The 21,088-nt window shown below is 65.0% G+C and carries 23 protein-coding genes; 19 read left to right on the forward strand and 4 right to left on the reverse strand.

All coding sequences use genetic code 11. The features are described 5' to 3' along the window. Positions 1–78 precede the first annotated feature (78 nt). From AB5Y48_RS06635 to AB5Y48_RS06645, 3 genes are all read right to left on the reverse strand, one after another. Positions 79–1,911, reverse strand: coding sequence for a U32 family peptidase (locus AB5Y48_RS06635; RefSeq protein ID WP_368164046.1), 1,833 nt, complete (start codon positions 1,909–1,911; stop codon positions 79–81). A gap of 112 nt (positions 1,912–2,023) precedes the next feature. Beyond that, the gene (locus AB5Y48_RS06640; protein WP_368164047.1) at positions 2,024–2,626 is read right to left on the reverse strand and encodes a LysE family translocator; all 603 of its coding nucleotides are present in this window, start codon (positions 2,624–2,626) and stop codon (positions 2,024–2,026) included. Positions 2,627–2,774: 148 nt separating this feature from the next. Next, positions 2,775–3,710 carry a LysR family transcriptional regulator gene (locus AB5Y48_RS06645; protein ID WP_050665104.1) on the reverse strand — a complete coding sequence of 312 codons (936 nt, stop codon included), beginning with the start codon at positions 3,708–3,710 and terminating at the stop codon, positions 2,775–2,777. Positions 3,711–3,847: 137 nt separating this feature from the next. Here AB5Y48_RS06645 and AB5Y48_RS06650 point away from each other — a divergent pair, with 137 nt between their 5' ends. Further along, complete coding sequence (locus tag AB5Y48_RS06650; protein WP_050665103.1) at positions 3,848–4,936, forward strand: ketoacyl-ACP synthase III; 1,089 nt, start codon at positions 3,848–3,850, stop codon at positions 4,934–4,936. A gap of 40 nt (positions 4,937–4,976) precedes the next feature. Here AB5Y48_RS06650 and AB5Y48_RS06655 read toward each other — a convergent pair whose 3' ends face one another. Beyond that, positions 4,977–5,267: a hypothetical protein gene (locus AB5Y48_RS06655; RefSeq protein WP_050665102.1), complete on the reverse strand. Its 291-nt coding sequence runs from the start codon at positions 5,265–5,267 to the stop codon at positions 4,977–4,979. A 233-nt stretch (positions 5,268–5,500) separates the two neighbouring features. On the opposite strand from AB5Y48_RS06655, the gene AB5Y48_RS06660 reads away from it, so the two are divergent. From AB5Y48_RS06660 to AB5Y48_RS06745, 18 genes are all read left to right on the forward strand, one after another. Beyond that, on the forward strand, positions 5,501–6,919 hold the full coding sequence (locus AB5Y48_RS06660) for a coniferyl aldehyde dehydrogenase (RefSeq protein ID WP_050665101.1): 1,419 nt from the start codon (positions 5,501–5,503) through the stop codon (positions 6,917–6,919). A gap of 9 nt (positions 6,920–6,928) precedes the next feature. Continuing rightward, a complete protein-coding gene (locus AB5Y48_RS06665; protein WP_050665100.1) occupies positions 6,929–7,501 on the forward strand; it encodes a TetR/AcrR family transcriptional regulator in 573 nt (190 codons plus the stop codon). Beyond that, on the forward strand, positions 7,498–8,007 hold the full coding sequence (locus tag AB5Y48_RS06670) for an SCP2 sterol-binding domain-containing protein (protein ID WP_050665099.1): 510 nt from the start codon (positions 7,498–7,500) through the stop codon (positions 8,005–8,007). The genes AB5Y48_RS06665 and AB5Y48_RS06670 overlap by 4 nt, the downstream gene beginning before the upstream one ends. A 10-nt stretch (positions 8,008–8,017) precedes the next feature. Then, the gene (locus AB5Y48_RS06675) at positions 8,018–9,208 is read left to right on the forward strand and encodes an iron-containing alcohol dehydrogenase (RefSeq protein ID WP_050665098.1); all 1,191 of its coding nucleotides are present in this window, start codon (positions 8,018–8,020) and stop codon (positions 9,206–9,208) included. Between the two features lie 59 nt (positions 9,209–9,267). Beyond that, entirely contained in the window at positions 9,268–9,567 is a 300-nt protein-coding gene (locus AB5Y48_RS06680; protein WP_060584765.1) for a DUF134 domain-containing protein, read from the forward strand. A gap of 63 nt (positions 9,568–9,630) precedes the next feature. Further along, positions 9,631–9,891, forward strand: coding sequence for a GNAT family N-acetyltransferase (locus tag AB5Y48_RS06685; RefSeq protein WP_050665096.1), 261 nt, complete (start codon positions 9,631–9,633; stop codon positions 9,889–9,891). After that, positions 9,878–10,447 carry a nucleotidyltransferase family protein gene (locus AB5Y48_RS06690; RefSeq protein WP_368164048.1) on the forward strand — a complete coding sequence of 190 codons (570 nt, stop codon included), beginning with the start codon at positions 9,878–9,880 and terminating at the stop codon, positions 10,445–10,447. The genes AB5Y48_RS06685 and AB5Y48_RS06690 overlap by 14 nt, the downstream gene beginning before the upstream one ends. Positions 10,448–10,515: 68 nt before the next feature. Continuing rightward, a complete protein-coding gene (locus AB5Y48_RS06695) occupies positions 10,516–12,282 on the forward strand; it encodes a SulP family inorganic anion transporter (RefSeq protein WP_050665094.1) in 1,767 nt (588 codons plus the stop codon). 70 nt (positions 12,283–12,352) lie between these two features. Beyond that, the gene (locus AB5Y48_RS06700; RefSeq protein ID WP_368164049.1) at positions 12,353–13,699 is read left to right on the forward strand and encodes an MATE family efflux transporter; all 1,347 of its coding nucleotides are present in this window, start codon (positions 12,353–12,355) and stop codon (positions 13,697–13,699) included. Beyond that, on the forward strand, positions 13,699–14,280 hold the full coding sequence (locus tag AB5Y48_RS06705) for a hypothetical protein (protein ID WP_050665092.1): 582 nt from the start codon (positions 13,699–13,701) through the stop codon (positions 14,278–14,280). Before AB5Y48_RS06700 ends, AB5Y48_RS06705 begins: the two co-directional genes overlap by 1 nt. 106 nt (positions 14,281–14,386) lie before the next feature. After that, a complete protein-coding gene (locus AB5Y48_RS06710; protein WP_050665091.1) occupies positions 14,387–15,028 on the forward strand; it encodes a thermostable hemolysin in 642 nt (213 codons plus the stop codon). After that, positions 15,025–16,503, forward strand: a complete 1,479-nt coding sequence (locus AB5Y48_RS06715; RefSeq protein ID WP_368164050.1) for an AMP-binding protein — start codon at positions 15,025–15,027, stop codon at positions 16,501–16,503. The genes AB5Y48_RS06710 and AB5Y48_RS06715 overlap by 4 nt, the downstream gene beginning before the upstream one ends. Beyond that, complete coding sequence (locus tag AB5Y48_RS06720; protein ID WP_368164051.1) at positions 16,500–17,153, forward strand: TenA family transcriptional regulator; 654 nt, start codon at positions 16,500–16,502, stop codon at positions 17,151–17,153. Before AB5Y48_RS06715 ends, AB5Y48_RS06720 begins: the two co-directional genes overlap by 4 nt. Positions 17,154–17,163: 10 nt before the next feature. Next, the gene (locus tag AB5Y48_RS06725) at positions 17,164–17,961 is read left to right on the forward strand and encodes an SDR family oxidoreductase (RefSeq protein WP_136613107.1); all 798 of its coding nucleotides are present in this window, start codon (positions 17,164–17,166) and stop codon (positions 17,959–17,961) included. Between the two features lie 2 nt (positions 17,962–17,963). Continuing rightward, positions 17,964–18,569, forward strand: coding sequence for a tetratricopeptide repeat protein (locus tag AB5Y48_RS06730; RefSeq protein ID WP_224162685.1), 606 nt, complete (start codon positions 17,964–17,966; stop codon positions 18,567–18,569). A gap of 81 nt (positions 18,570–18,650) precedes the next feature. Beyond that, positions 18,651–19,322, forward strand: coding sequence for a response regulator (locus AB5Y48_RS06735; protein ID WP_050665087.1), 672 nt, complete (start codon positions 18,651–18,653; stop codon positions 19,320–19,322). Then, a complete protein-coding gene (locus AB5Y48_RS06740; RefSeq protein WP_224162683.1) occupies positions 19,319–20,782 on the forward strand; it encodes an ATP-binding protein in 1,464 nt (487 codons plus the stop codon). The genes AB5Y48_RS06735 and AB5Y48_RS06740 overlap by 4 nt, the downstream gene beginning before the upstream one ends. Positions 20,783–20,855: 73 nt before the next feature. Beyond that, positions 20,856–21,083 (forward strand): YdcH family protein, encoded by a 228-nt coding sequence (locus AB5Y48_RS06745; RefSeq protein WP_050665085.1) that lies wholly within the window; start codon positions 20,856–20,858, stop codon positions 21,081–21,083. Positions 21,084–21,088 lie beyond the last annotated feature (5 nt).

Here is a 21,088-nt window from a genome sequence, read left to right on the forward strand (position 1 = left end):
AGTGAGGCGGCCCCCATAGTGCATCAGGGCCACCTCGACGAGAAGCGAAAAGGGTGGCGGGACACAGGGGCCATGAGCTCAGGGCTTGAGGCTCCCCAGCACCTGCATCTCGCAGCGCACACAATCAAAACGCAGGCGGAAGGTATCCTTGCCCATCTTGAGCTCGAGGGGCTCGGGCTTGATCTCCGGGTTCTGCTTGTGACAGAGGTGCTGGCTAAAGCGGATGCAGTGTTTGGTGATCATCAGGACCGCCTCTCCCTGCTCCTCCCCGGCCTCATAGGCGGGAGCCACCCGTCCCACTCCATGCTCCTGGAAAAACGCCACCGCCGCCTGATTGAGGGCATTGCCCAGGTAGTTGAGCCGCTTGGCCGGATAAACGGCCTCGCGCATGGCAACCCGCCGCGCCGGGCGCTGCCAACCATCGATGCGCGCCGCCTCGAGTCGTTCGGCCGCCTCCCGGCGCAGGCCGTTCAAGAGTCCCGCCGGCACGAAGCGGGGCTGCTCCCACACCACCTCGATGGCGCGAGCGGCAAACAGGGTATTGCCGAGCTTGGCGAGCTGATCACGCACCTGTTGCGAGGCCCGCTCCGGATGCTCTGCCGGGGCAAACTCCCCCTGCCCCTCGCACGTCACATTAAACCCCTGCTCGTCGGTGACCCTGAGGATGAGCCGATCGGCCGTCACCGTCAGTGCGAGGTCGAGGGCGATGCGCCTGTCGCTGCTCTTTTTCTCCAGCTGTCGGCTGAAGGCCTGATCGTGGTTGCGATAGAGGGCACTACCGGGCTTGAGGCCACGCAATGGATCGCTAAAGCGCAGCTCACCGCCGCTCACCTCGTTGACCCGGGCCCCCACCAGTTCCCCCCTGGGGTTGAAGAAAGCCACTCCGTCGCCGTTGTTGACCACCACGCCGGAGTCGAGCTCGATACCGCTGCGGGTCACCCGTTTTACCCGGCCAATGGCCTCACCGAGGGACTTTGGCGAATCTGGTGAGCCGATATCGATATTGCGACCATGCAGGAAGTAGTCGGTACTGCCCCGGTTGAAGCTCTTCTTCGGGTTGGGGGTGAAGGCATAGGTGCAGCGCCCGGCCGAGGCCGGAGCGAGATCGGGGCGGCGCGCCAGAATGGCGTCGAGCCGCTGGCGATACCAGGCGGTGACGTTCTTCACATAGCCGAGCTCCTTGAGGCGCCCCTCTATCTTGAACGAGCGCACCCCGGCGTCGATGAGCGCCTCCAGGTTGTCGCTCTGATCCATATCCTTGAGAGAGAGAAGGTGCTTGTCGGCCACCAGCACCTCACCCTCCGGGGTCTGCAGGCTGCAGGGCAGGCGACAGAGCTGGGCGCACTCGCCCCGGTTGGCACTGCGCCCGGTGCGGGCATAGCTGATGTTGCACTGACCGCTATAGGAGACGCACAGGGCACCGTGAATGAAGCACTCGAGCTGGACGTTGGTGGCCGCGCTGATGGCGCCGATCTGCTCAAGGGAGAGCTCGCGCGCCAGCACCACCTGTGAAAACCCCACATCTTGCAGGAACTTCACCTTCTCCGGGGTGCGGTTGTCGGTCTGGGTGCTGGCGTGCAGCGCAATGGGTGGCAGGTCGCACTGCAGCAGGCCGAGATCCTGAATGATGAGGGCATCAGCCCCAGCCTGATAGATGTCGTGAGCCATGCGACTCGCCGCCTCCAGCTCATGGTCATAGAGCAGGGTATTGCAGGCGACGAAGACCTGGGCTCCGAAGCGGTGGGCATGGCGGGCCAGCGCCTCGATATCGGCCACCGTATTGCCGGCGGCACTGCGGGCACCGAAGGCGGGCCCACCGATATAGACGGCGTCGGCGCCGTGATTGATGGCTTCAATGCCGTACTCCAGCGTCTTGGCGGGAGCGAGCAGCTCGAGTCGATGGCTGTGCATGGGAGAGTTCAGGCGAGAAAAAGGGGAGGAGAGTGTAGCCTCCCATCCCCCTCTGTGTCTTGATCCCGCTTAATTTATAGGGATAAAGATACCTTGTGCATTCACCTTTATCCTAGGCCACCACCTTGACCGCCAACCCCAGCAGCACCAGGCCGCTCGCCTTGTTGATCATCGAAGCCTTGCGGTGCAACCAGGCCAGCACGGGGCCGTGGGAGAGGCCGAGGGCCACCAGCAGATACCAGAGCGCATCGATGCCACCGGCGGTGAGCATCATGATGCCCCCCTCGCGCCAACCGGTCTGCTGGTGCACAAACTGGCTGAACAGCGCCACGAAGAAGATGGCGAGCTGGGGGTTGAGAAAGGCGACCATAAACCCCTCCAGCGCGCCGCGCCGGTTACTCCCCTGGTGCTCATCGGTCGCCGCCGGCCCCCCCCTGGCGAGCAGCGCCCTGACCCCGAGCCAGGCGAGAAAGGCGGCCCCACCATAGCGGATCCCGTCAAACAGCAGCGGGGTCTTGGTGATAAGCAGCGCCAGCCCCATGGCGGTAATGAGCGCATAGAGGCCAACCCCGAGACCGTGACCCAGAGCCGTGGCCACGCCGTTGCCGCGCCCACCGCCGACCGTGTTGCGAATGATCAGGGCCAGGCTCGGCCCCGGGCTCACGGCCCCCATGACACAGATGGCGGCCAGGGCCAACCAGCTACTCCACTCCATCTTTGATGCTCCATTTGCAATCGCCTTGGTATGGCCACACTGTGACAAAGTTGGTGCTATGCACAAAATAAAACTATTTCATACAAGCCATAACTTATGGCAATACCAAAGACGACCAACCCGGCTGGCCGCCTCTGCAAGCCGGTGCTCAGCATGGGTTGCCCAGTACCCGCCGGCTCTGCGCCACCCCCTGTTGCAAGTGGCCACTCAGAATGGGCCACACCAGCTCCCGCAGCCAACGATGGGCGGGATCCTGCTGGTGACGACGGTGCCACAGCAGGTGATAGCGCTGAGACCGGGTGTCAAACGGCAAGGCGGTGAAGGCAAGCGGATGGCGCTCGGCCAGCAGCCAGGCAATATGGGCCGGAATGGTGAGCAGGCAGTCGGTGCGCAGCAAGACCTCCACCGCAGCCTGAAAGAAGGGAACCCTGGCAAACCAGCGCCGGCTGCGACCGAGTGAGGCGAGCACCAGCTCGACCGGGCTCTCCTTGTCGCCGCCTCCGCTCACCTGCAGATGGGGCCAGGCGAGATAATCCTCCAGAGTCAGGGAGGAGCCCGCCAGGGGGTGATGGGCCCCCATCAGCACCGCCAGATGATCGCTCCCCTGCTGGCGGCCACAGATCTGATCCGGTACCTCGTCCGTGATGGTGGAGACCAGGTCGAGATCGAGCTCCCACAGACGCGGCAACTGCCCTTTCTCCCACAGCTGGTAGTCGATGGTCGCATGGGGTGCCTGCTCGGCCAGGGCGACGCAAATCTGCGGAAAGATATGCTGGGCCACGTAATCGGAAGAGGCGAAGCGAAACACCCGGCGACAGTCAGCAGGCTCGAAGGTGGGGGCGGCATAGAGTCGCTCGAGGGCACCAAGGGAGCCATCCAGCTCGGCCGCCAGCCCCTCTGCCCTTGGGGTCAACAACCAGCGCTGTCCCTCGCGCACCAGCAGGGGATCGCCGAACTCGCGGCGCAGCTGACCCAGCTGTTTGCTGATGGAGGGCTGACTCAGGTGTAACACCTCGGCAGCGCGGCTCACGTTGCGCGTCTCGAGTAATACCCTGAGGGTGGGCAACAGATTGAGGTTGGGCATAGGGGCTCCCATGGGACGGCCGGGAGTGCCAGCCTAGCAGCTTCACTGCCCCGTCGAAAGCCGCAGAGGATTGTGACACTCGGGTTACTTTGCGGCATAATCGGGCGATTTTCCGCCCGCATACCCGTGGTATCCCTATGACTTACGCCAACATAACCGGCTGGGGCAAGTGCCTCCCTCCTGCCGTGCTGACCAACGACGATCTCGGCACCATCATGGAGACTTCCGATGAGTGGATCTATCCGCGCACCGGCATCAAGGCGCGCCGCGTCTCCCACGTGAGCCAGAGCGAGCTGGCCACCCTGGCCGCCCGCCGCGCCCTGGCCTGCGCCGGCCTCGATGCCACCGAACTCGACGCCATCATACTGGCCACCGCCACCCCGGGCACACTGGTGCCAAACAGTGCCTCCGCCGTGCAGCAGGCCCTCGGCGCCCACCGTGCCGCCGTGTTCGATCTCAATGCCGCCTGCACCGGCTTCGTCTACTCCCTGTCGGTGGCCACCTCCCTCATCCAGAGCGGCATGATGAAGAAGATCCTGGTGATCGGCGCCGAGCGTCTCACCTACCTGCTGGACTGGGCCCGCCGCGATACTGCCGTGCTGTTTGGCGACGGTGCCGGTGCCGTGGTGGTAGAGGCAAGCGAACAGGAGTCCGGCCTCATCGCCAACAAGCTCGGCAGTGACAGCGAGGCGCGCGAGATCCTGCACGTGCCGAACTTTGGCTCTGATCGGGTGCGCTTCGCCGACACCGATGGCCACTACATCTTCAACTTCGAGGGTCAGGAGATCTTCAAACGCGCCGTGCGCGGCATGGGTGAGGCAACCGCCACCGTGCTGGCCCAGGCCGGCATCGCCCCCGAGCAAATCGATCTGTTGGTGCCGCACCAGGCCAACGTGCGCATCATCGAGTTCCTCGCCAAGCGTATGAACGCCGACATGGACAAGGTGATGGTCAACATCGAGCACTACGGCAACACCTCGGCCGCCACCGTGCCCATCGCCCTGTGCGAGGCCCTCGAGCAAGGGCGCGTCAAGCCTGGCAGCTACCTGCTGACCGCCGCCTTTGGCGCCGGGCTGACCTGGGGCGCCGGCCTCATCAAGTGGGGCGAGCGGGTCACCCCGATCGCCACCTGCGACGAGGAGCTCCCCCCCTGCGAGGCGAGCGCGCTGGATCTCATCCGCGCCGCCGTCGAAGGGTGCAACGCCGCCCCCGCCAATCAGGGTTAACCCCCCAAACACGAGGCCCCGCACTGCGGGGCCTCGTCGTTTAGTGCTTGCGGTGCCAGCGCGGCGAGCTGCTGCGCTCTCCCCAGGGGGTGGTGCAGGGAAGATGCGCCCCCTCTATCACCCGCTCTCCCCCGGCCAGGTGCGCCGCCACCGCATTGTGGAGGGCATGCAGGGCATGGGGATCGCCCCCCTGGGCCAGGGCGTGACCAGCCGCAAAGTAGTCGGCGGGATAGAGGGCCGAGAGGCGCTGTACCAGCTCGTAGGTATTGAAACTCTCGGGCATGCGGTCGATCACCTCATCCAGTTGGGTCAGCAGTCGCTCCACCGTCATAATCTATCTCCTTATAGGTATCCACTTGCTCCAAGCTACCTCCTGGCGCGGCGGCAGCACAGCCATTAATAACAGAATTGTGTTTGAAGCCACACTTCCAGAGCCCGTCCTCTATCCTCAAAGGGGCTTCGCTTGATGCCAGCTGAATAAAATGCTCACCCGCCTTTACAAAGGAAATCTCCTTGTCTAGATTTCAACCGACCAATCAGTCGGTTTTGTTGCAGGAGATGACCATGACCCAGGCCCCGGTATGGAATGCGGCCCCTATTGACACCTTGCTGGAGTGCCAGCGTCAGGCCTTCGCCGCTACCCCCTATCCCTCTCTCAAGCAGCGCCAGGAAGCCCTCGCACGGCTCAAGGAGGGACTGCTTACAGAGGGCAAACGCCTCGAGGAGGCCCTCGCTCAGGACTATGGCCAGCGCAGCGCCTTCGACACCCGCATCTCGGATCTGCTGCCCTGCGTGCTGCAGATCAACTACACCCGCCGCCGCCTGCGCCGCTGGATGGCACCCAGCCGCCGCCATGCCGGCCTGCTGCTGGCCCCGGCCTCGGTCAGGGTGCACTACCAACCGCTGGGGGTCGTGGGCATCATGGTGCCCTGGAATTTTCCGGTGATGCTCTCCATTGGCCCGCTCATTACCGCCCTGGCGGCCGGCAACCGGGCCATCATCAAGCTCTCCGAGTTCACCCCGGCCACCAATGCCGTGCTGCGGCAGCTGCTGGCCGAGCGGTTCGATGAAGACGAAGTCGCCGTGGTGGAGGGGGGGCCCGAGGTGGCGGCCCAATTTAGTGCCCTGCCCTTTGATCACCTCATCTTCACCGGCTCAACCGCCGTCGGGCGCAAGGTGATGGCGGCCGCGAGCCAGCACCTCACCCCCTTGACCCTGGAGCTTGGCGGCAAGTCCCCTTGTCTCATTGCCCCCGATATGCCGCTGGATCTGGCGGTGGAGCGGATCATCTATGGCAAGTGCCTCAATGCGGGCCAGATCTGTGTCGCCCCCGACTACCTGCTGCTGCCCCGTGGCCAGGAAGAGGCGCTGGCAGAGGCCTTCCGCCGCGCCTTCCTGCGTCGTTATCCCAAGGGACTGGGGAGTCCCGACTACACCAGCCTCATCAATCAGACTCACTTCCAGCGTCTCAGCGCCTGGCTGGAGGAGGCAAAAGCGGCGGGCGCCGAGGTGGCCAGCGTGGCCGAGCCGGGGATGGATCCCGAGCAACACCGCATGGTGCCGCACCTGCTGTGGAACCTGCCCGAGCGCTGCACCCTGCTCGAGCAGGAGATCTTCGGCCCTCTGCTCCCCATCATTCCCTACGACACCCTGGACGAGGCGCTCGACTACATTCGCGCCCGTCCGAGGCCGCTGGCCTGCTACCTGATGAGCCTGGATGAGGCGCTGACCCGACGGGTGGTGGAGGAGGTACACGCCGGTGGCATGGCCATCAACGAGACCGTCTTTCACGTGGCCGCCGACGATGCCCCGTTCGGGGGGATAGGCCCCTCCGGCATGGGTCACTACCACGGCCACGAGGGCTTCCTTACCTTCTCCAAGGCCAAGACGGTGCTGCGCCGCGGTCGCCTCTCCACCGGTGGCCTGGTCCATCCTCCCTACGGCTGGTTGCAGCGCCTGATGCTGCGCTTCTTCATGCGCTAGGAGGGGAGCATGCAGGACAAGCGCAGTCAGATCCTCGATGCCGCCCTCACTCTCTGCGCCGAGGAGGGAACGGCCGGTGCCGCCACCGCCCGCATCGCCAAGGCGGCAGGGGTGGCTAACGGAACCCTGTTCCACCACTTTCCCAACAAGGAGGCACTCATCCTCTGCCTCTATCAGGAGATCAAGGGGCGGCTCGCCGCCGCCCTGGCCCCCCCCGAGGAGACGCTTCCCCTCAAGGCGCAGGCCTATCACTACTGGGAGGGGACCATGAGCTGGCTGCTGGCCCACCCCAGGGAGCTGCGTTTCCTGCTTGGCTTCTTTCACTCGGCGGCCCTGCCCCTGGCACTGCGCAGCCGCATCATCAACGAGAGCCTCACCTTCCTGCCCATCCTCCTCGAGGAGGGGATCCGGCAGGGGGTGGTACGTCCCTGCCCCCTGCCGCTGCTGATGGAGGCATGCCAGGGACAATTTCTCGCCTGCGCCGCTCTGTTCGTCGCCGAGCCCGAGTGCTCACGCGATCCCGAGTGGCATCAGGCGGCCTTCGACCTCTTCTGGCATGCCATCGCAAGGAGTGCATCATGAGCAAAGCCCTGTCCCTCCCCCTCTCTACCCTGGCCTGGCAGGGTAAGCGCACCCTGATCTCGCTCCTGATGTGGGGCATGGGGCGCACCCTCTCCCGCGCCGCCCGGGTTGACCCCGTGGTCTCACGGGAGCTGGCGCCCCTGCCCGACGGCTTCTGCTTTCAGCTCAAGGTGCGGGGGCTAAGCTGCCACCTCACCTTGCAAAAACGGGGGGAGAGCTGGCACGTGAGCCACTCAACCCCCTCTCTTAGCATGACCTTCAAACACCCCCAGACGGCCCTGCGGGTGCTGGGCTTTCGCCTCGGCATCAACCAGAGCTTCTGTGAAGGCAGGGTGAGCGTGGAGGGGGATCTCACCGCCGCCATGCATCTGGTGCGGGCCCTGGAGGCCCTGGAGTCCCTGCTGCTGCCGGCGTTTCTGGCTCGTCCCCTGCTTCGCCAATACCGCGCCCCCGAGCGCAAACTGCCCCGCGCCCTCAATATCTGCGCCGGCCTGCTTATCGCCTGAGGAGTTCACCATGGATCACAGCCGCTATTTCGAGTTCTTCTGTCCGGTCAAACTGCTGGTGGGGGAGTCTGCCATCGAGCAGCTGCCTGCCGCCATGGCCGCCCTCGGCGCCGAACGCCCCCTGCTCATCACCGACAAGGGGATCCGCGCCAGCGGGTTGGCCGACAAGGTCTACGACATCCTGGGCGCCGGCGCCCTGGTGGCCCTGGCCATCGAGGATGAGGTACCGCCCGACTCCTCCACCCAGGTGGTCGAGCGCATCGCCGAGCGCTATCGCCGCCTCGGTTGCGACTCCCTTATCGCCCTCGGCGGAGGCTCGGTCATCGATACCGCCAAGGCGGTCAATATTCTGGTCTCCATGGGAGAGGAGAACGATCTCTTGGCCTGGTCGGGGGCCGATCTGCTGACCCGCCCCCTCAACCCCCTGGCCGTGCTGCCCACCACGGCGGGCACCGGCTCCGAGGTGACCCTGGTGGCGGTGATCCGTGACGAGAAGAGCGGACGCAAGGTGCCCTTCACCTCTCCCTTCCTCATCCCCAACCTGGCGGTACTGGATCCGCGCCTGACCCTGTCACTGCCGCTGCCCATCACGGCAGCCACGGCCATGGATGCCATGACCCACGCCATCGAGTCCCTCATTGGCAACAGCGCCAACCCGGTCAGCCAGGGGCTGGCCCTGATGGCCGTCGAGAAAATAGCCAGGGCACTGCCCGCGATCCTCGACAAACCCGATGACGCCGAGCTGCGTCTGGCCCTGGCCGAGGGGGCGACCCTGGCCGGTATGGCCTTCTCCAACTCCATGGTGGGACTGGTGCACGCCCTGGGTCACAGCCTGGGTGCCCGCTGCCACCTGCCCCATGGCCTGTGCATGAACCTCTTCCTCCCCTGGGTGCTGGAGTACAACCGCCCCGGCATAGACCCGGCCCTGACCCGACTGCTACTGGCCCTGACCGATGCCGAACACTATGCCGGCACCCCGCCCTCGGAGCGCCCCCGCGCCGCCATCACGGCCCTCTGCCGCCTGCGCGATCTGCTCTGGGAGCGGGTCAAGTTGCCGCGCACCCTGCGCGAGGCGGGCCTGACCGAGCAGAGCCTGCTGGTGGAGATCCGGGATCTCGCCATCAATGACGGTGCCCTGCTGTTTAATCGCAAGGATGCCGATCGGGAGGAGCTGCTGACCCTCCTGGAGCGTTGCTGGTAAGCCGTTTGCACCGCACCGCGGGGTCGGGTTAAATAGGCGCGTTTATCGAAGGAGGCCTCATGCCCAGACCCCGCATACCCCGTCACATCTGTGGCCAGCCGGCCCACCCCTGCTTCAAGCCAAGCGGCACCCCCCTTAGCCAACTGGAGCGGGTCACCCTGGCCGATGACGAGTACGAGGCCCTGCGCCTGGTGGATCTGCAGGGGATGCAGCAGCAGGATGCCGCCGTGGCCATGGGGGTCTCCCGTCAGACCCTGGCCAACATGCTAAAGAGCGCCCGCTTCAAGGTGGTGAGCTGCCTCTCCGAAGGCAAGGCCCTGATGATGCAACGCCAGGAGAGTGAACAGGAGCCGCTCTGAGATGGACTTGCTCGCCCCAAGCGACCATGCTTTGCGTAACCGAGCCAACTCGAGGGAAACCCGATGAACGAGATCGTCCACCAGCAGGATCAACGCCAGTTTGTCTGTGTCGTCGAAGGCCAGGAGTCCAGACTGCGCTATCGCCGTATCGATGCATCGACGGTGGAGGCCTTCAACACCTTCGTCCCTCCCGAGGCTCGCAGCGCCGGTGTAGCCGACCAGCTCGCCCGCGCCTTCTACAACTGGACCCAGAGCGAGGGGCTCAAGATAGTACCCACCTGCAGCTATATCGAGGTGTGGCTGAGCCGTTATGCCAAGCAGTGATCTCTTTGCCCTCACTCGCCAACTCCTGCTCGCCTCCCCCCTGCATCTGGGCTGTCTGCGGGCGGCCCGTACGCTCAATCTGCCCGACTGGTATCTGGGGGCAGGCTTCGTGCGCAACCTCATCTGGGATCACCTGCACGGACACACCACTCCCACCCCCTTGAACGACGTCGATCTCATCTACCTCGACCCGAGCGACCCCGAGGGTCAGCGGGAAGCCGAGCACCAGATCCGCATCCAGGCCCTCTGGCCCGCCCAATGCTGGGAGGTACGCAACCAGGCGCGGATGCACCACCGTCAGCACCTCCCCCCGTTCGAGAGCAGCCTCGCCGCCCTCTCCCACTGGGTCGAGCTCCCCACCTGCGTCGGAGTCCGACTGGCGCCGGACGACAGCCTGACCCTGGTGGCTCCCCACGGCCTTTCCCACAACTGGAGCCTGGTGGTCGCCCCCAACCCCCTCTGCCGTCAGGATCCTGCCATCTTCAACGGGCGCGTCACGGAAAAAGGGTGGCTACACCTCTGGCCCAGGTTGCGAGTCCTCTGGCCCGCCCAGTGAGGGCGGCATTGCATTTCTGTTACCTCTTTGGGCACACTTGAAAAAGCTGTAGTTTCAAAGGGTTCACTATGCGCGATTTCTTCTCTCTGGCCCGCTGGATGCCCGGCCTCGCCGCTCTGCTCCGCTACGAGCGCAGCTGGCTTGCCCCCGATTGTCGCGCCGGCCTCTCGGTGGCCGCGGTCGCCCTTCCCGTCGCCATCGCCTATGCCGAGCTGGCCGGCGTCGGTGCCGTAGTGGGACTCTACTCCTGTATCCTGCCGATGATGGTCTACGCCCTCTTTGGCACCTCACGCCAACTGATCGTGGGGCCCGATGCCGCCACCTGCGCCGTCATCGCCGCCGTGGTCACCCCCCTGGCCGCCGGGGATCCGACCAAACACTGGCAGTTGGTGATGACCATGACCGCCATGACCGGTGTCTGGTGTCTGGTGGCCAGCCGCTTCAAGCTGGGTGTGCTGGCCGACTTTCTGTCGCGCCCCATCCTGATGGGGCTGCTTAACGGCGTGGCGATCACCATCATGGTGGGACAGCTCTCCAAGATCTTCGGCTTCACCTTCAGCGAGAAGTACCTCATCGAGCGACTGGCAGGGAGCCCAGGCTACCTCTCCCAAAGCCACCTGCCGACCCTGGCCATGAGCCTCTTCACCCTGCTACTGCTGCTCGTCTGCCGGCGGCTGCGCCCCCACTGGCCCGCCACCATGCTGGCTCTGGCCGGCGCCGGCCTGCTGGTCTGGGCCGGCACCCTGGGGCAATTTGGCATCAAGACCATAGGACATGTCCCCTCCGGGATTCCCGACCTGCAACTGCCCGAGTTTCCCCCCGGTCTGCTGCGTGAGCTGGTGCTGCCGGCCCTGAACCTCGCCATGGTGAGTTTCGTCTCCATGATGCTCACCGCCCGCAGCTTTGCCGCCAGGAACGGCTACGAGATCGATGCGGATCAGGAGTTCCGGGCCCTTGGCATGGCCAACCTGGCCGCCGCCGCATCCCAGGGATTCGCCATCAGCGGAGCCGACTCGCGCACCGCGGTCAACGACGCCAACGGCGGCAAGAGCCAGCTGGTCTCCATCATCGCTGCGGCGGTGATCGCCCTGGTCACCTTTACTCTCACCGAGCCCCTGCAGTACATCCCCACCGCGGCCCTCGGTGTGGTGCTGGTGATGGCCTCTCTCTCACTGACCGACTTTCGCGGCCTGTGGGCCCTGCGCCACTCGGACCGATCCGCCTTCTGGCTGGCGCTCACCACCTTTGTCAGCGTCCTCACCATGGGGGTGATCCCCGGCATCACCCTGGCGGTGCTGCTCGGCCTGTTCCAGTTCCTGCGCAACGTGATGCGCCCCACGGACCAGCTGCTCGGCACCGATGAAGAGGGGGTGGTGCGCACCATAGGCAACAACGAGCAGGTGAAGGGGGTTCCCGGCATCCTGGTCTATCGCTTCAACTCGCCGCTCACCTACTTCAATGCCCCCTACTTCAAGCGGCGAGTGCTGGCGCTGCTGGTGCAAGACCCGCACGGTCCCCGCTGCCTGGTGATCGATGCCGTGGCCTGCTTTACCCATCAGGACATCAGCGTCATGAGCATGGTGGGAGAGCTGCACCAGGAGCTGAAACGACGGGGCATTCACATGGTGATGGCCGGTCGCCACGGCCAGCTCAGTCACTGGTTCCGCCAGGCCGGGGTGCGGGTTGGCGAGGATGGGATCCTGCTCTGCCCCGACATCTATCAGGCCCTGCGCATGACCCGCTGCTACCGCTCCGCCGAGGAGACGCTGCCCCTGGCCGAGACCGATCCCGAGCAGGAGGAGCGGGAGGTGAGCCTGGCCACCACGATTGCGTGACCCGGCCCCTTGGTGTTAAATGGCGCACCGTGGAGGGCCCTACCGGCCCTTCCGTAGCCGTGGAACACCGATGCAAAGCCATTCCGAGCGGGGCCCGGGAACCCTCTTCTCCCTCACCTGGCCCCTCTTTATCGATCTCGCCCTGCACTTTCTGACCGGGGCCCTCAACACCTTCATGGTGGGGCACGTCTCCTACCGGGGCGTGGCCGCCCTGGCCGTGGGCAACCAGGTCTTCGACCTCGCCATCACCCTGTTCAGCTTCGTCAGCATCGGCACCAGCGTGGTGATCACCCAGTATCTGGGTGCCGGCGACAGGGAGAAGGCCCGGGTGGTGATCCACTCCGCCATCGCCTTCAACCTGCTGGTTGGCCTGGTGGCCGCCGTGGGGGTCATGGGCGGCGCCAATCCCATACTGGCGCTGATGAACCTGCCGGCAGATCTGATGGACGACGGTCGTCTCTATTTACAGATCATCGGCCTGTGTCTGCTGCCCGAGGCGGCGGCGCTCTGTCTGGCCGCCACCCTGCGCGCCCACGGCCATACCCGGGAGGCCATGTACGTCACCCTGCTGGTCAACCTCATCACCTTCGCCGGCAACCTGCTGCTGCTCTACGGCTGGTTCGGCCTGCCCGAGATGGGGGTGGCCGGGGTCGCCATCAGCACGGTCGTCGGCCGCCTGGTCGGGGTGGTCCTGCTAGTCTGGCTGGTGGCCCGCAAGACCGGCATCCGCCTCATTCCCCGCGACATCCTGCGCCCGAGCCGGGAGATGCTGGGCAAGGTGCTGCATATCGGTTTGCCCGCCGCCGGGGAGAACCTCTCCTGGATGCTGCAGTTCATGGTGGTGACCGCCTTCGTCGGCCTGCTCGGCGACAAGGCGCTGGCGACCCACTCCTATTTCTTCCAGATCTGTCTCTTCATCCTGCTGTTTGGCCTCTCCATCGGCCTTGGCAACGAGATCATCATCGGCCATCTGGCCGGTGCCCGACAGTTTGAGCGCGCCTATGGGCAGCTGCTCAAGAGCCTCAAACTGGGCCTTGTCGTCACCTGTTTCATCGCGCTGGCCGCCGCGCTCAGCGGGCGTCAGCTGATCGGTCTCTTTACCCACGACCCGGATATCGTCAACCAGGTGGCGCAGCTCTTTTTGGTGAGCCTCATCCTCGAGCCGGGGCGCACCTTCAACCTGGTGGTGATCAACGCCCTGCGCGCCACCGGGGATGCCCGTTTCCCTCTGCTCATGGGACTTATCTCCATGTGGGGGATTGCCGTGCCTCTGGCCTATTTCCTCGGTATCATGCAGGGTCATGGACTGGTCGGCATCTGGCTGGCACTGGCCTGCGACGAATGGGTTCGCGGCCTGGCCATGTACTGGCGCTGGCGCAGCCGACGCTGGCAAAACAAACTCTTGGTGGAATCATGATGCGAAATTCGATTAAGACTCTCTTCGGCCTGCTGCTGGCCACACTGCTATTGGGCCAGTCGGCCCTGGCCGCCACCTGGTATCTGGCCCCGATCCAGACCGATGCCAATGCCCCGGAGCAGGCTGCGCTGACCAAGGAGTTTACCAACCAGCTCATCAAGGCGATCAAGGTCAACGAGTATCAGGTGGGCAAGCCGCTCGGCAAGGATCAGAAGCAGCCCAAGTGGGTCGTGCGCACCCGCCTCATCCCGGCCAGCGATGCCCCGCTGGCCGGCAAGAAGCATCCCCAGGGGCTCACCTATGGCAAGGGCGAGCCGACCAGGGAGATCGTCGGTGAGCTGCTGCGTGACGGGGTACTGGTGGCCCATATGGGGCAAGGGTGGCGTGAGCCGCTGGTGGCCCAGACCCCCATCGCCGAGAAGATCACTGTGGTCAACTGGCGCTATGCGGTAGGCAGCGACGCCAAGGCCGCCGACCTCGAGGAGCTGGCCGCCCAGATCTGCTTCGAGGCGGGCAAGGTGATCGCCCGGGATGGCAAGCCGCTGCCCGAGCGCAAGAAGAAAGAGAAAAAAGAGAGTTGAGAAAGGGGCGCTGCGGCGCCTCTTCCATTGGGCATCTCACCGCGCTTAAGTCCTTCTTAAGAATGGCTTGTCACCCTCTCCTCATCGACCCAGTGAGGAGCCCACCATGCCTTCAGAGATCCAGGCCCCCTATCGTCTCGTCATCGCCGACACCCCCGACGAGATCGGTCGCCTGCAAGGCTATATCCAGACAGCCTATGCCCGCGAGTTTGACGCCACCATTCCCCATTTTCTGCCCACGCTCATCGCTCTCTACCGGGCCGACGACTCCCTGGTCGGTGCCTGTGGTCTGAGTCTGGCCACAGCCCCCCTCTATCTCGAACGCTATCTGGACGCTCCCATCGAGGCGGTGATCGCCGAGCGTCTTGGGATCACCACCCGGCGCGACCGACTGGTCGAGGTGGGCAACTTCGCCTGCGCCGAGCCGGGTCACGCCCGCATCATGTTTGCGGCCCTGTGCAAGCTGTTGTGCGAGAACGCCCTCGACTATGTGGTCTTTACCGGTACGGCGCGCCTTCGCAACAGCTTCACCCGCCTGCAGTTAAACCCGGTCGAACTCGCCACTGCCCTGCCCGAGCGGATGGGGGAAGAGGCCAGCGCCTGGGGTCACTACTACCACTGCAAGCCTAGGGTGATGGTCGGCGATCTCGGCCTCGGCCGCCGGGTGCTGGCCAACCACTCCCTGCTGCTCGGCCTGTTCGCCCCCATGCCGCCCCTCTTCCCCCTGGCCAGGAGTGCCCTCTCATGACCCTGCTGACCCGGATCCGGACCACAGCGCTGTCCCACCCCGATCGCATCGCCCTGTGCGATGGTGGACAGAGCCTCACCTACCGCCAGTTGGAGCAAGGGATCGCCAGCCTGGCCATGGCACTGACCGACGCCGGGGTGCAACGCCTCGCCATCGCCCGGGACAACGGCCTGCCCTGGGCCCTGCTCGATCTCGCCTGCCTGCAGGCCGGCATAGTGTCGATACCGGTCCCGGGCTTCTTCTCAAAGAGCCAGCAGGCCTGGCTGCTCGAGAGCAGCGGGGCCGATGCCCTGGCGGTGAGCGATGCTCAAGCGGCATCGCAGCTCAGCGAGCGCGGGGCCGGCTGGCGGCTCGAGCAGTGTGAGGGCTACCCCTTGCTGCGCCGAGCCATCACAGCCCCCCCGGTGCCGGACGGCACGGTCAAGATCACCTATACCTCGGGCACCACGGGTCATCCCAAGGGAGTCTGCCTCTCCCAATCCTTGCTGGAGGCAGTCTGTACCTCTCTGGCCAGCCGGGTCGCCCCGAGCGGGGTGGTGCGCCACCTCACCCTGCTGCCGCTAACGACCCTGCTCGAGAACCTCACCGGCCTCTATGTGCCGCTGCTGATGGGAGCCCAGAGCACACTCCCTTCCTTGAGTGAGGTGGGGTTTACCGGCTCCAGCACCCTGGACCCCGGCCGCTTCACCGCTCTGTTGATGAGAGAGCGCCCCCACAGCCTGGTGCTGGTGCCCGAACTCTTGCGACTGCTGGTCGGGTTGTGTCGCCAGCAGCCGCTCCTCGCCACTCATCTGGCCGGGAGCCTGCGCTTCGTGGCCGTCGGTGGCGGCAAGGTCTCCCCTGCCCTGCTGATGTCAGCCCGCCAGTTGGGGCTTCCCGTCTATGAGGGGTATGGCCTCGCAGAGTGCGGCTCTGTGGTCGCCTTGAATGAGCCGGGTTGCGATCGTATCGGCAGCGTCGGTCGCGTGCTGCCCCACTGCCACGTGACCCTGGCACCCGATGGGGAGGTGCTGGTCGAAGGGGCCTCCATGCTGGGTTATCTGGGCGACCCTCCTCAGTGCGGCCCCATCGCCACCGGGGATCTGGGCCAGTTCGACGAGGAGGGATTCCTCACCATCACGGGGCGCAAGAAGAACGTGCAGATCACCGCCTTTGGCCGCAACTTCTCCCCCGAGTGGATCGAGGCCGAGGCCCAGCTCGAGCCGGCCATCGCCCGCTGCGTGGTCTTCGGCGACGGCCTGACCCATAACGTGGCCCTGCTGCACCCCATGCCCAGCATGGAGGGCGCCCTGGCGCAGCAGGTGGAGCGTCTCAACGAGCGACTGCCCGACTATGCCCGCATTCACCACTGGTTGGTGGCCCCCCTCACCGAGGCATCCGGGCTGCTGACCGCCAACGGACGACCGCGCCGGGAGCAGATCTTCGCCATCTACCGCACCCGTATCGAACAACTCTGCCAAGGAGAGACACAGTGAGCTTTTACCACAACCTGCAAACCGAGACGGCCGGCGAGCGCGAGTACCTGCTCAGCGCCCCCGTGATCCAGGCCTGCCAGAGCGGCGAGATCACCAGCCACACCTACATCGCCTTTCTGACCCAGGCTTACTATCACGTGCGTCATACTGTTCCCCTGCTGATGGCCACCGGCGGCCGCCTGCCCCAGGAGTACGAGTGGGTGCGCGGAGCCATTGCCGAGTACATCGACGAGGAGTATGGCCATCAGGAGTGGATCCTCAATGACATCCGCACCTGCGGCGGGGATGCCGAGGCGGTGCGCGGCGGCACCCCCTGCCTGCCTATCGAGCTGATGGTTGCCTTCCTCTATGACCAGATCCAGCGGGGTAACCCCATGGGATTTTTCGGCATGGTTCAGGTGCTGGAAGGAACCAGTGTCGCCATCGCCCTGACCGTGGCCGACCAGCTCAAGCAGGGGCTTGGCCTGCCGCCCCAGGCCATGAGCTACCTGAATTCCCACGGGGCGCTCGATCAGGAGCACCTGAGGTTCTTCGAGGGGCTGATGAACCGGGTCACGGATCCCGCCGACCAGGCGGCTATCGTCCACAGTGCACGGGTGGTCTATCGCCTCTACGGGGATATGCTGCGCACCCTGTTGCCCCGGGATTGAGGAGAAGAGCATGAACCTCGATGGCAAACGCATTCTGCTCACCGGCGCCAGCGGTGGCATCGGCGAGGCCCTGGCGCAACAACTGGCCGAGCGCGGCGCCCACCTGCTGTTGCACGGTCGCCGTGAAGCCCCCCTTCGCGATCTTCAGGAGCGCCTGCCCCACCCGGAATGCCACCAGTGGCTCTGCGCCGATCTGGCACAGGGGCTCAGGCAGCTGGCCCACGAGCCCCTGCTCGCCGGTGGCATCGACATCCTCATCAACAACGCCGGCACCAACCACTTCGCCTGGCTGGAGGATCAGAGCGAGGAGCAGATAAGGGCCCAGCTCGAGCTCAACACCCTGGCCCCCATACTGCTGACCCGACTGCTGCTGCCAAGGCTGCGCCGCCCCGGCATAGTGATGAACATTGGCTCCAGCTTCGGCGCCATCGGTTACCCGGGCTACAGCGCCTATTGCGCCAGCAAGTTTGCCCTGCGCGGCTTCTCCGAGGCCCTGGCACGAGAGCTGGAGGGAAGCGGCATCCGGGTTATCCACTTTGCGCCGCGCGCCACCCGCACTCACCTCAACACCCCGGAGGTCTATGCCATGAATGCGGCCCTGGGTACCCGGACCGACACGCCCCAGGAGGTCGCCAGACTCGCCATCGAGAGTCTGGAGCAGGAGCGCCTGCGCACCTGGGTCGGCTGGCCCGAGAAGCTGTTTGTTCGCCTCAACGCCCTGCTGCCGGGTCTGGTGGACAAGGCGCTGGCCAAGCAGCACGCCACCATCTCCCGCTTTGCTCATCACCTCTTGCACAAGGAAGGTTGACCATGAAGATGCTTCTTCTCGCCGCCCTGGCGGCCACCCCGGCCCTCGCCGCCGACCCCCTCGCCGAGATCCAGTCCGCCTGGGCCGTCTGCCAGTATCAGACTCCGGAGCAACAGAAGGAGTCGTGCTTCGAGACCTTGAGTCAGCGCGCCGATGCCGCCAGTGGCAAGGAGGCCTTTCGCACCGACCTGCTGATCTGGTCGGCCATCGTCAAGAGTACCTGGGCCGGCGCCAAGGGAGGGCTGGGGGCCCTGCCCCTGGTCAAGGAGGCCAAGGCCCGCCTCGAAATTGCCCTCAAGCAGGACGCCAGGGCCCTCGACGGGTCGGCCTACACCAGCCTGGGCTCCCTCTACTATCAGGTGCCTGGCTGGCCCCTCGGCTTCGGCGACGACGACAAGGCCGGGGAGTTGCTCAAGCAGGCCCTCGCCATCAATCCTGACGGGATAGACCCCAACTACTTCTACGGCGACTTCCTGCTCGAGAAGGGAAAGAAGGCCGAGGCCAGGCAGTACCTGGAAAAAGCCCTGGCCGCTCCGGCCAGACCGGGGAGGGAGGTGGCCGACGAGGGGCGGCGCGGCGAGATCAAGGCCAAACTGGCCAAACTCTGACCACCCGAGCCCCACCCACTGGAGCCACTCCCCGGGGCGGGGCATACTGAGGCCCTGCGAGTCGTAAAGAGGGGAGTGAGAATGCGCATCCTGTTGGTGGAAGACGATGTAATGCTGGGGGATGGCATGCAAGATGCCCTCAAGGGAGCCGGCCATACGGTGGACTGGCTCACCACCGGGCTTCCCGCCCTCACCACGCTGCAGTGCGAGGAGTTTGCCGCCCTCATCCTCGATCTCAATCTGCCCGATATCGACGGCATCAACCTGCTGCGTCGCCTGCGCCGGGAGGGACACGCCCTGCCGGTGCTCATCCTCACCGCCCGCGATGCCCTGGACGACAGGGTACAGGGACTCGACGCAGGGGCCGATGATTACCTCACCAAACCCTTCGCCCTGCCCGAGCTGGAGGCACGCCTGCGCGCCCTGCTGCGGCGCAGCCAGGGACAGGCCCAGCCCATGCTGGAGTACGGGGACCTGGTGCTCTATCCGGACGCCCAGCAGGTGATCTACCGGGGAGAGCCGGTGCGCCTCACCCCCCATGAGTATCGACTGCTCTATGAGCTGATGACCCAGGCCGGCCGGGTACTGAGCCGGGATCAGCTACATCAGCGCCTCTACGGCTGGGATGAGGGGGCCGAGAGCAATGCGGTGGAGGTGCATATCCACCACCTGCGCAAGAAGCTCTTCCCCGACCTGATCCGCACCCTGCGCGGGGTCGGCTACATAGTGCCACGCCTGGAGTCACTCCCTTGAACCAGACCCGCCACTCTCTGCGCCGTTTTCTGCTCAGCGCCGTCCTCCTGCTGGTCAGTGCCAGCCTCACCGTCAGTGCGCTGATCGGCTACCTCTCGGCCAGCCACGAGATGGAGGAGCTGTTCGATGCCCGGCTGGCCCAGTCGGCCCGCATCACCGAGAAGCTGCTGCTGCGCTATCTGGCCCAGTTGCCCGATCAGCGCGCCCAGGGCGCCATCTATGAGGAGTGGGAGCAGCCCCACGCCTCCCCTTCGGGCGATCACGGCTGGGGAGGGGACGATGACGAGCTGACCCCCTATGGGCACGAGTTCGAACGCAACCTCTCGTTTCAACTCATCGCCGACGACGGGGAGATGATGCTGCGCTCACCGAGCGCCCCCGAACGCCCGCTCGGCGCCCTGGAGCCCGGTTTTGGCCAGCACAGGGACGGGCCACACATCTGGCGCACCTTCACCCTGCATAATGCCCATCTGGGCACCTGGCTCATGGTCGCCGAACGGGATGACGAGCGCGGCGAACTGGCTGGCAAGATAGCCACCGTCTCCATGCTGCCCCTCATCATCACCCTGCCCCTGCTGCTGGTATTGTTGTGGTGGCTGATGACCCGTGGCCTGATGCCGCTCACCGAGCTGACACGGGAGATAGGAGAGCGCCACCCGGCCAACCTGACCCCTCTCAACATCCCCTCCCCCCCCAAGGAGGTGGCCCTGCTGATGGGGGAGCTCAACCGCCTGATGCACACCCTGCAGGAGACCCTGGCCCGGGAGCGACAATTCACCGACGAGGCCGCCCACGAGCTGCGTACACCGCTGGCCGTGCTGCGTCTCTATAGCGAGAACGCCCTGGCCGCCGGCGACGAGCAGAGCCGCCGCCACTCCCTCGGCAAGATGGTGACGGCGCTGGACCGCTGCGATCGCCTGCTGCGCCAGCTGCTCACCCAGGCTCGTCTCGACAACCGCCAGCAGATAGAGGCCAGTCCCATGCGCCTCGACGAGTGCGTGCGCGAGGCCATTGCCAATCTCGCCCCCCTCGCCTTGCAAAAAGATCTGCAGCTCTCTCTCGAGGTCGCCGACCCTATCACCCTTGAGGGGCAAGAGACCCTGCTGGAGATCCTGTTTGCCAACCTCATCGACAATGCCCTGCGCTACACCCCCTGTGGCGGCACCATAGAGGTGAGGGTAGAGCGGGAGGGTAACCGGGGAGTCGTACACATCGCAGACAACGGCCCCGGCGTCCCGGCGTCACTGCTGCCACGCCTGAGCGAACGCTTCTTTCGGGTCAATCCCCAGGCGGGAAACGGGGTCGGTCTGGGGCTGGCCATAGTGCGCCGTATCGCTCACCTGCACGACGCCGACATCAGCGTTCACAATCGCCCCGAAGGGGGACTTCAGGTGAGTATCTACTTCGGCCACCTGCTCGATAAGGACGCTATTTCGCCCCAGCAGATGAATTGTGATTAAAGTGATATGGGTCACGTTACCGGGGAGGGAGATAGGCTAGTTTGGACTCATACCCACCAGGAAAGGAGGCGACATGTTTCCAGAGTACCGTGACCTTATCTCCCGGCTGAAAACCACCGATGCCCACTTTCAGAGGAAATTTGATCTGCACAATCAGCTGGATGACGAGATCAAGCAACTGGAAAAAGAGTACGCAAACGACGATCAGGTTCGTGAACTGAAGAAGAAAAAGCTGAAACTCAAAGAAGATCTCTACGAGATCCTGCAAGATTACAAAGCGCGAGACCAGTCACAACAGTGACACAT

The sequence above is a fragment of the Aeromonas sp. R6-2 genome (assembly GCF_040908155.1).
GTDB classification, from domain to species: domain Bacteria; phylum Pseudomonadota; class Gammaproteobacteria; order Enterobacterales; family Aeromonadaceae; genus Aeromonas; species Aeromonas schubertii.

What these genes read in the sequence shown, in the direction of transcription:
- AB5Y48_RS06635 (WP_368164046.1), bottom strand. Translation starts at nt 1,911, where the DNA reads ATGCACAGCCATCGACTCGAGCTGCTCGCTCCCGCCAAGACGCTGGAG.
- AB5Y48_RS06640 (WP_368164047.1), bottom strand. Translation starts at nt 2,626, where the DNA reads ATGGAGTGGAGTAGCTGGTTGGCCCTGGCCGCCATCTGTGTCATGGGG.
- AB5Y48_RS06645 (WP_050665104.1), bottom strand. Translation starts at nt 3,710, where the DNA reads ATGCCCAACCTCAATCTGTTGCCCACCCTCAGGGTATTACTCGAGACG.
- AB5Y48_RS06650 (WP_050665103.1), top strand. Translation starts at nt 3,848, where the DNA reads ATGACTTACGCCAACATAACCGGCTGGGGCAAGTGCCTCCCTCCTGCC.
- AB5Y48_RS06655 (WP_050665102.1), bottom strand. Translation starts at nt 5,267, where the DNA reads ATGACGGTGGAGCGACTGCTGACCCAACTGGATGAGGTGATCGACCGC.
- AB5Y48_RS06660 (WP_050665101.1), top strand. Translation starts at nt 5,501, where the DNA reads ATGACCCAGGCCCCGGTATGGAATGCGGCCCCTATTGACACCTTGCTG.
- AB5Y48_RS06665 (WP_050665100.1), top strand. Translation starts at nt 6,929, where the DNA reads ATGCAGGACAAGCGCAGTCAGATCCTCGATGCCGCCCTCACTCTCTGC.
- AB5Y48_RS06670 (WP_050665099.1), top strand. Translation starts at nt 7,498, where the DNA reads ATGAGCAAAGCCCTGTCCCTCCCCCTCTCTACCCTGGCCTGGCAGGGT.
- AB5Y48_RS06675 (WP_050665098.1), top strand. Translation starts at nt 8,018, where the DNA reads ATGGATCACAGCCGCTATTTCGAGTTCTTCTGTCCGGTCAAACTGCTG.
- AB5Y48_RS06680 (WP_060584765.1), top strand. Translation starts at nt 9,268, where the DNA reads ATGCCCAGACCCCGCATACCCCGTCACATCTGTGGCCAGCCGGCCCAC.
- AB5Y48_RS06685 (WP_050665096.1), top strand. Translation starts at nt 9,631, where the DNA reads ATGAACGAGATCGTCCACCAGCAGGATCAACGCCAGTTTGTCTGTGTC.
- AB5Y48_RS06690 (WP_368164048.1), top strand. Translation starts at nt 9,878, where the DNA reads ATGCCAAGCAGTGATCTCTTTGCCCTCACTCGCCAACTCCTGCTCGCC.
- AB5Y48_RS06695 (WP_050665094.1), top strand. Translation starts at nt 10,516, where the DNA reads ATGCGCGATTTCTTCTCTCTGGCCCGCTGGATGCCCGGCCTCGCCGCT.
- AB5Y48_RS06700 (WP_368164049.1), top strand. Translation starts at nt 12,353, where the DNA reads ATGCAAAGCCATTCCGAGCGGGGCCCGGGAACCCTCTTCTCCCTCACC.
- AB5Y48_RS06705 (WP_050665092.1), top strand. Translation starts at nt 13,699, where the DNA reads ATGCGAAATTCGATTAAGACTCTCTTCGGCCTGCTGCTGGCCACACTG.
- AB5Y48_RS06710 (WP_050665091.1), top strand. Translation starts at nt 14,387, where the DNA reads ATGCCTTCAGAGATCCAGGCCCCCTATCGTCTCGTCATCGCCGACACC.
- AB5Y48_RS06715 (WP_368164050.1), top strand. Translation starts at nt 15,025, where the DNA reads ATGACCCTGCTGACCCGGATCCGGACCACAGCGCTGTCCCACCCCGAT.
- AB5Y48_RS06725 (WP_136613107.1), top strand. Translation starts at nt 17,164, where the DNA reads ATGAACCTCGATGGCAAACGCATTCTGCTCACCGGCGCCAGCGGTGGC.
- AB5Y48_RS06730 (WP_224162685.1), top strand. Translation starts at nt 17,964, where the DNA reads ATGAAGATGCTTCTTCTCGCCGCCCTGGCGGCCACCCCGGCCCTCGCC.
- AB5Y48_RS06735 (WP_050665087.1), top strand. Translation starts at nt 18,651, where the DNA reads ATGCGCATCCTGTTGGTGGAAGACGATGTAATGCTGGGGGATGGCATG.
- AB5Y48_RS06745 (WP_050665085.1), top strand. Translation starts at nt 20,856, where the DNA reads ATGTTTCCAGAGTACCGTGACCTTATCTCCCGGCTGAAAACCACCGAT.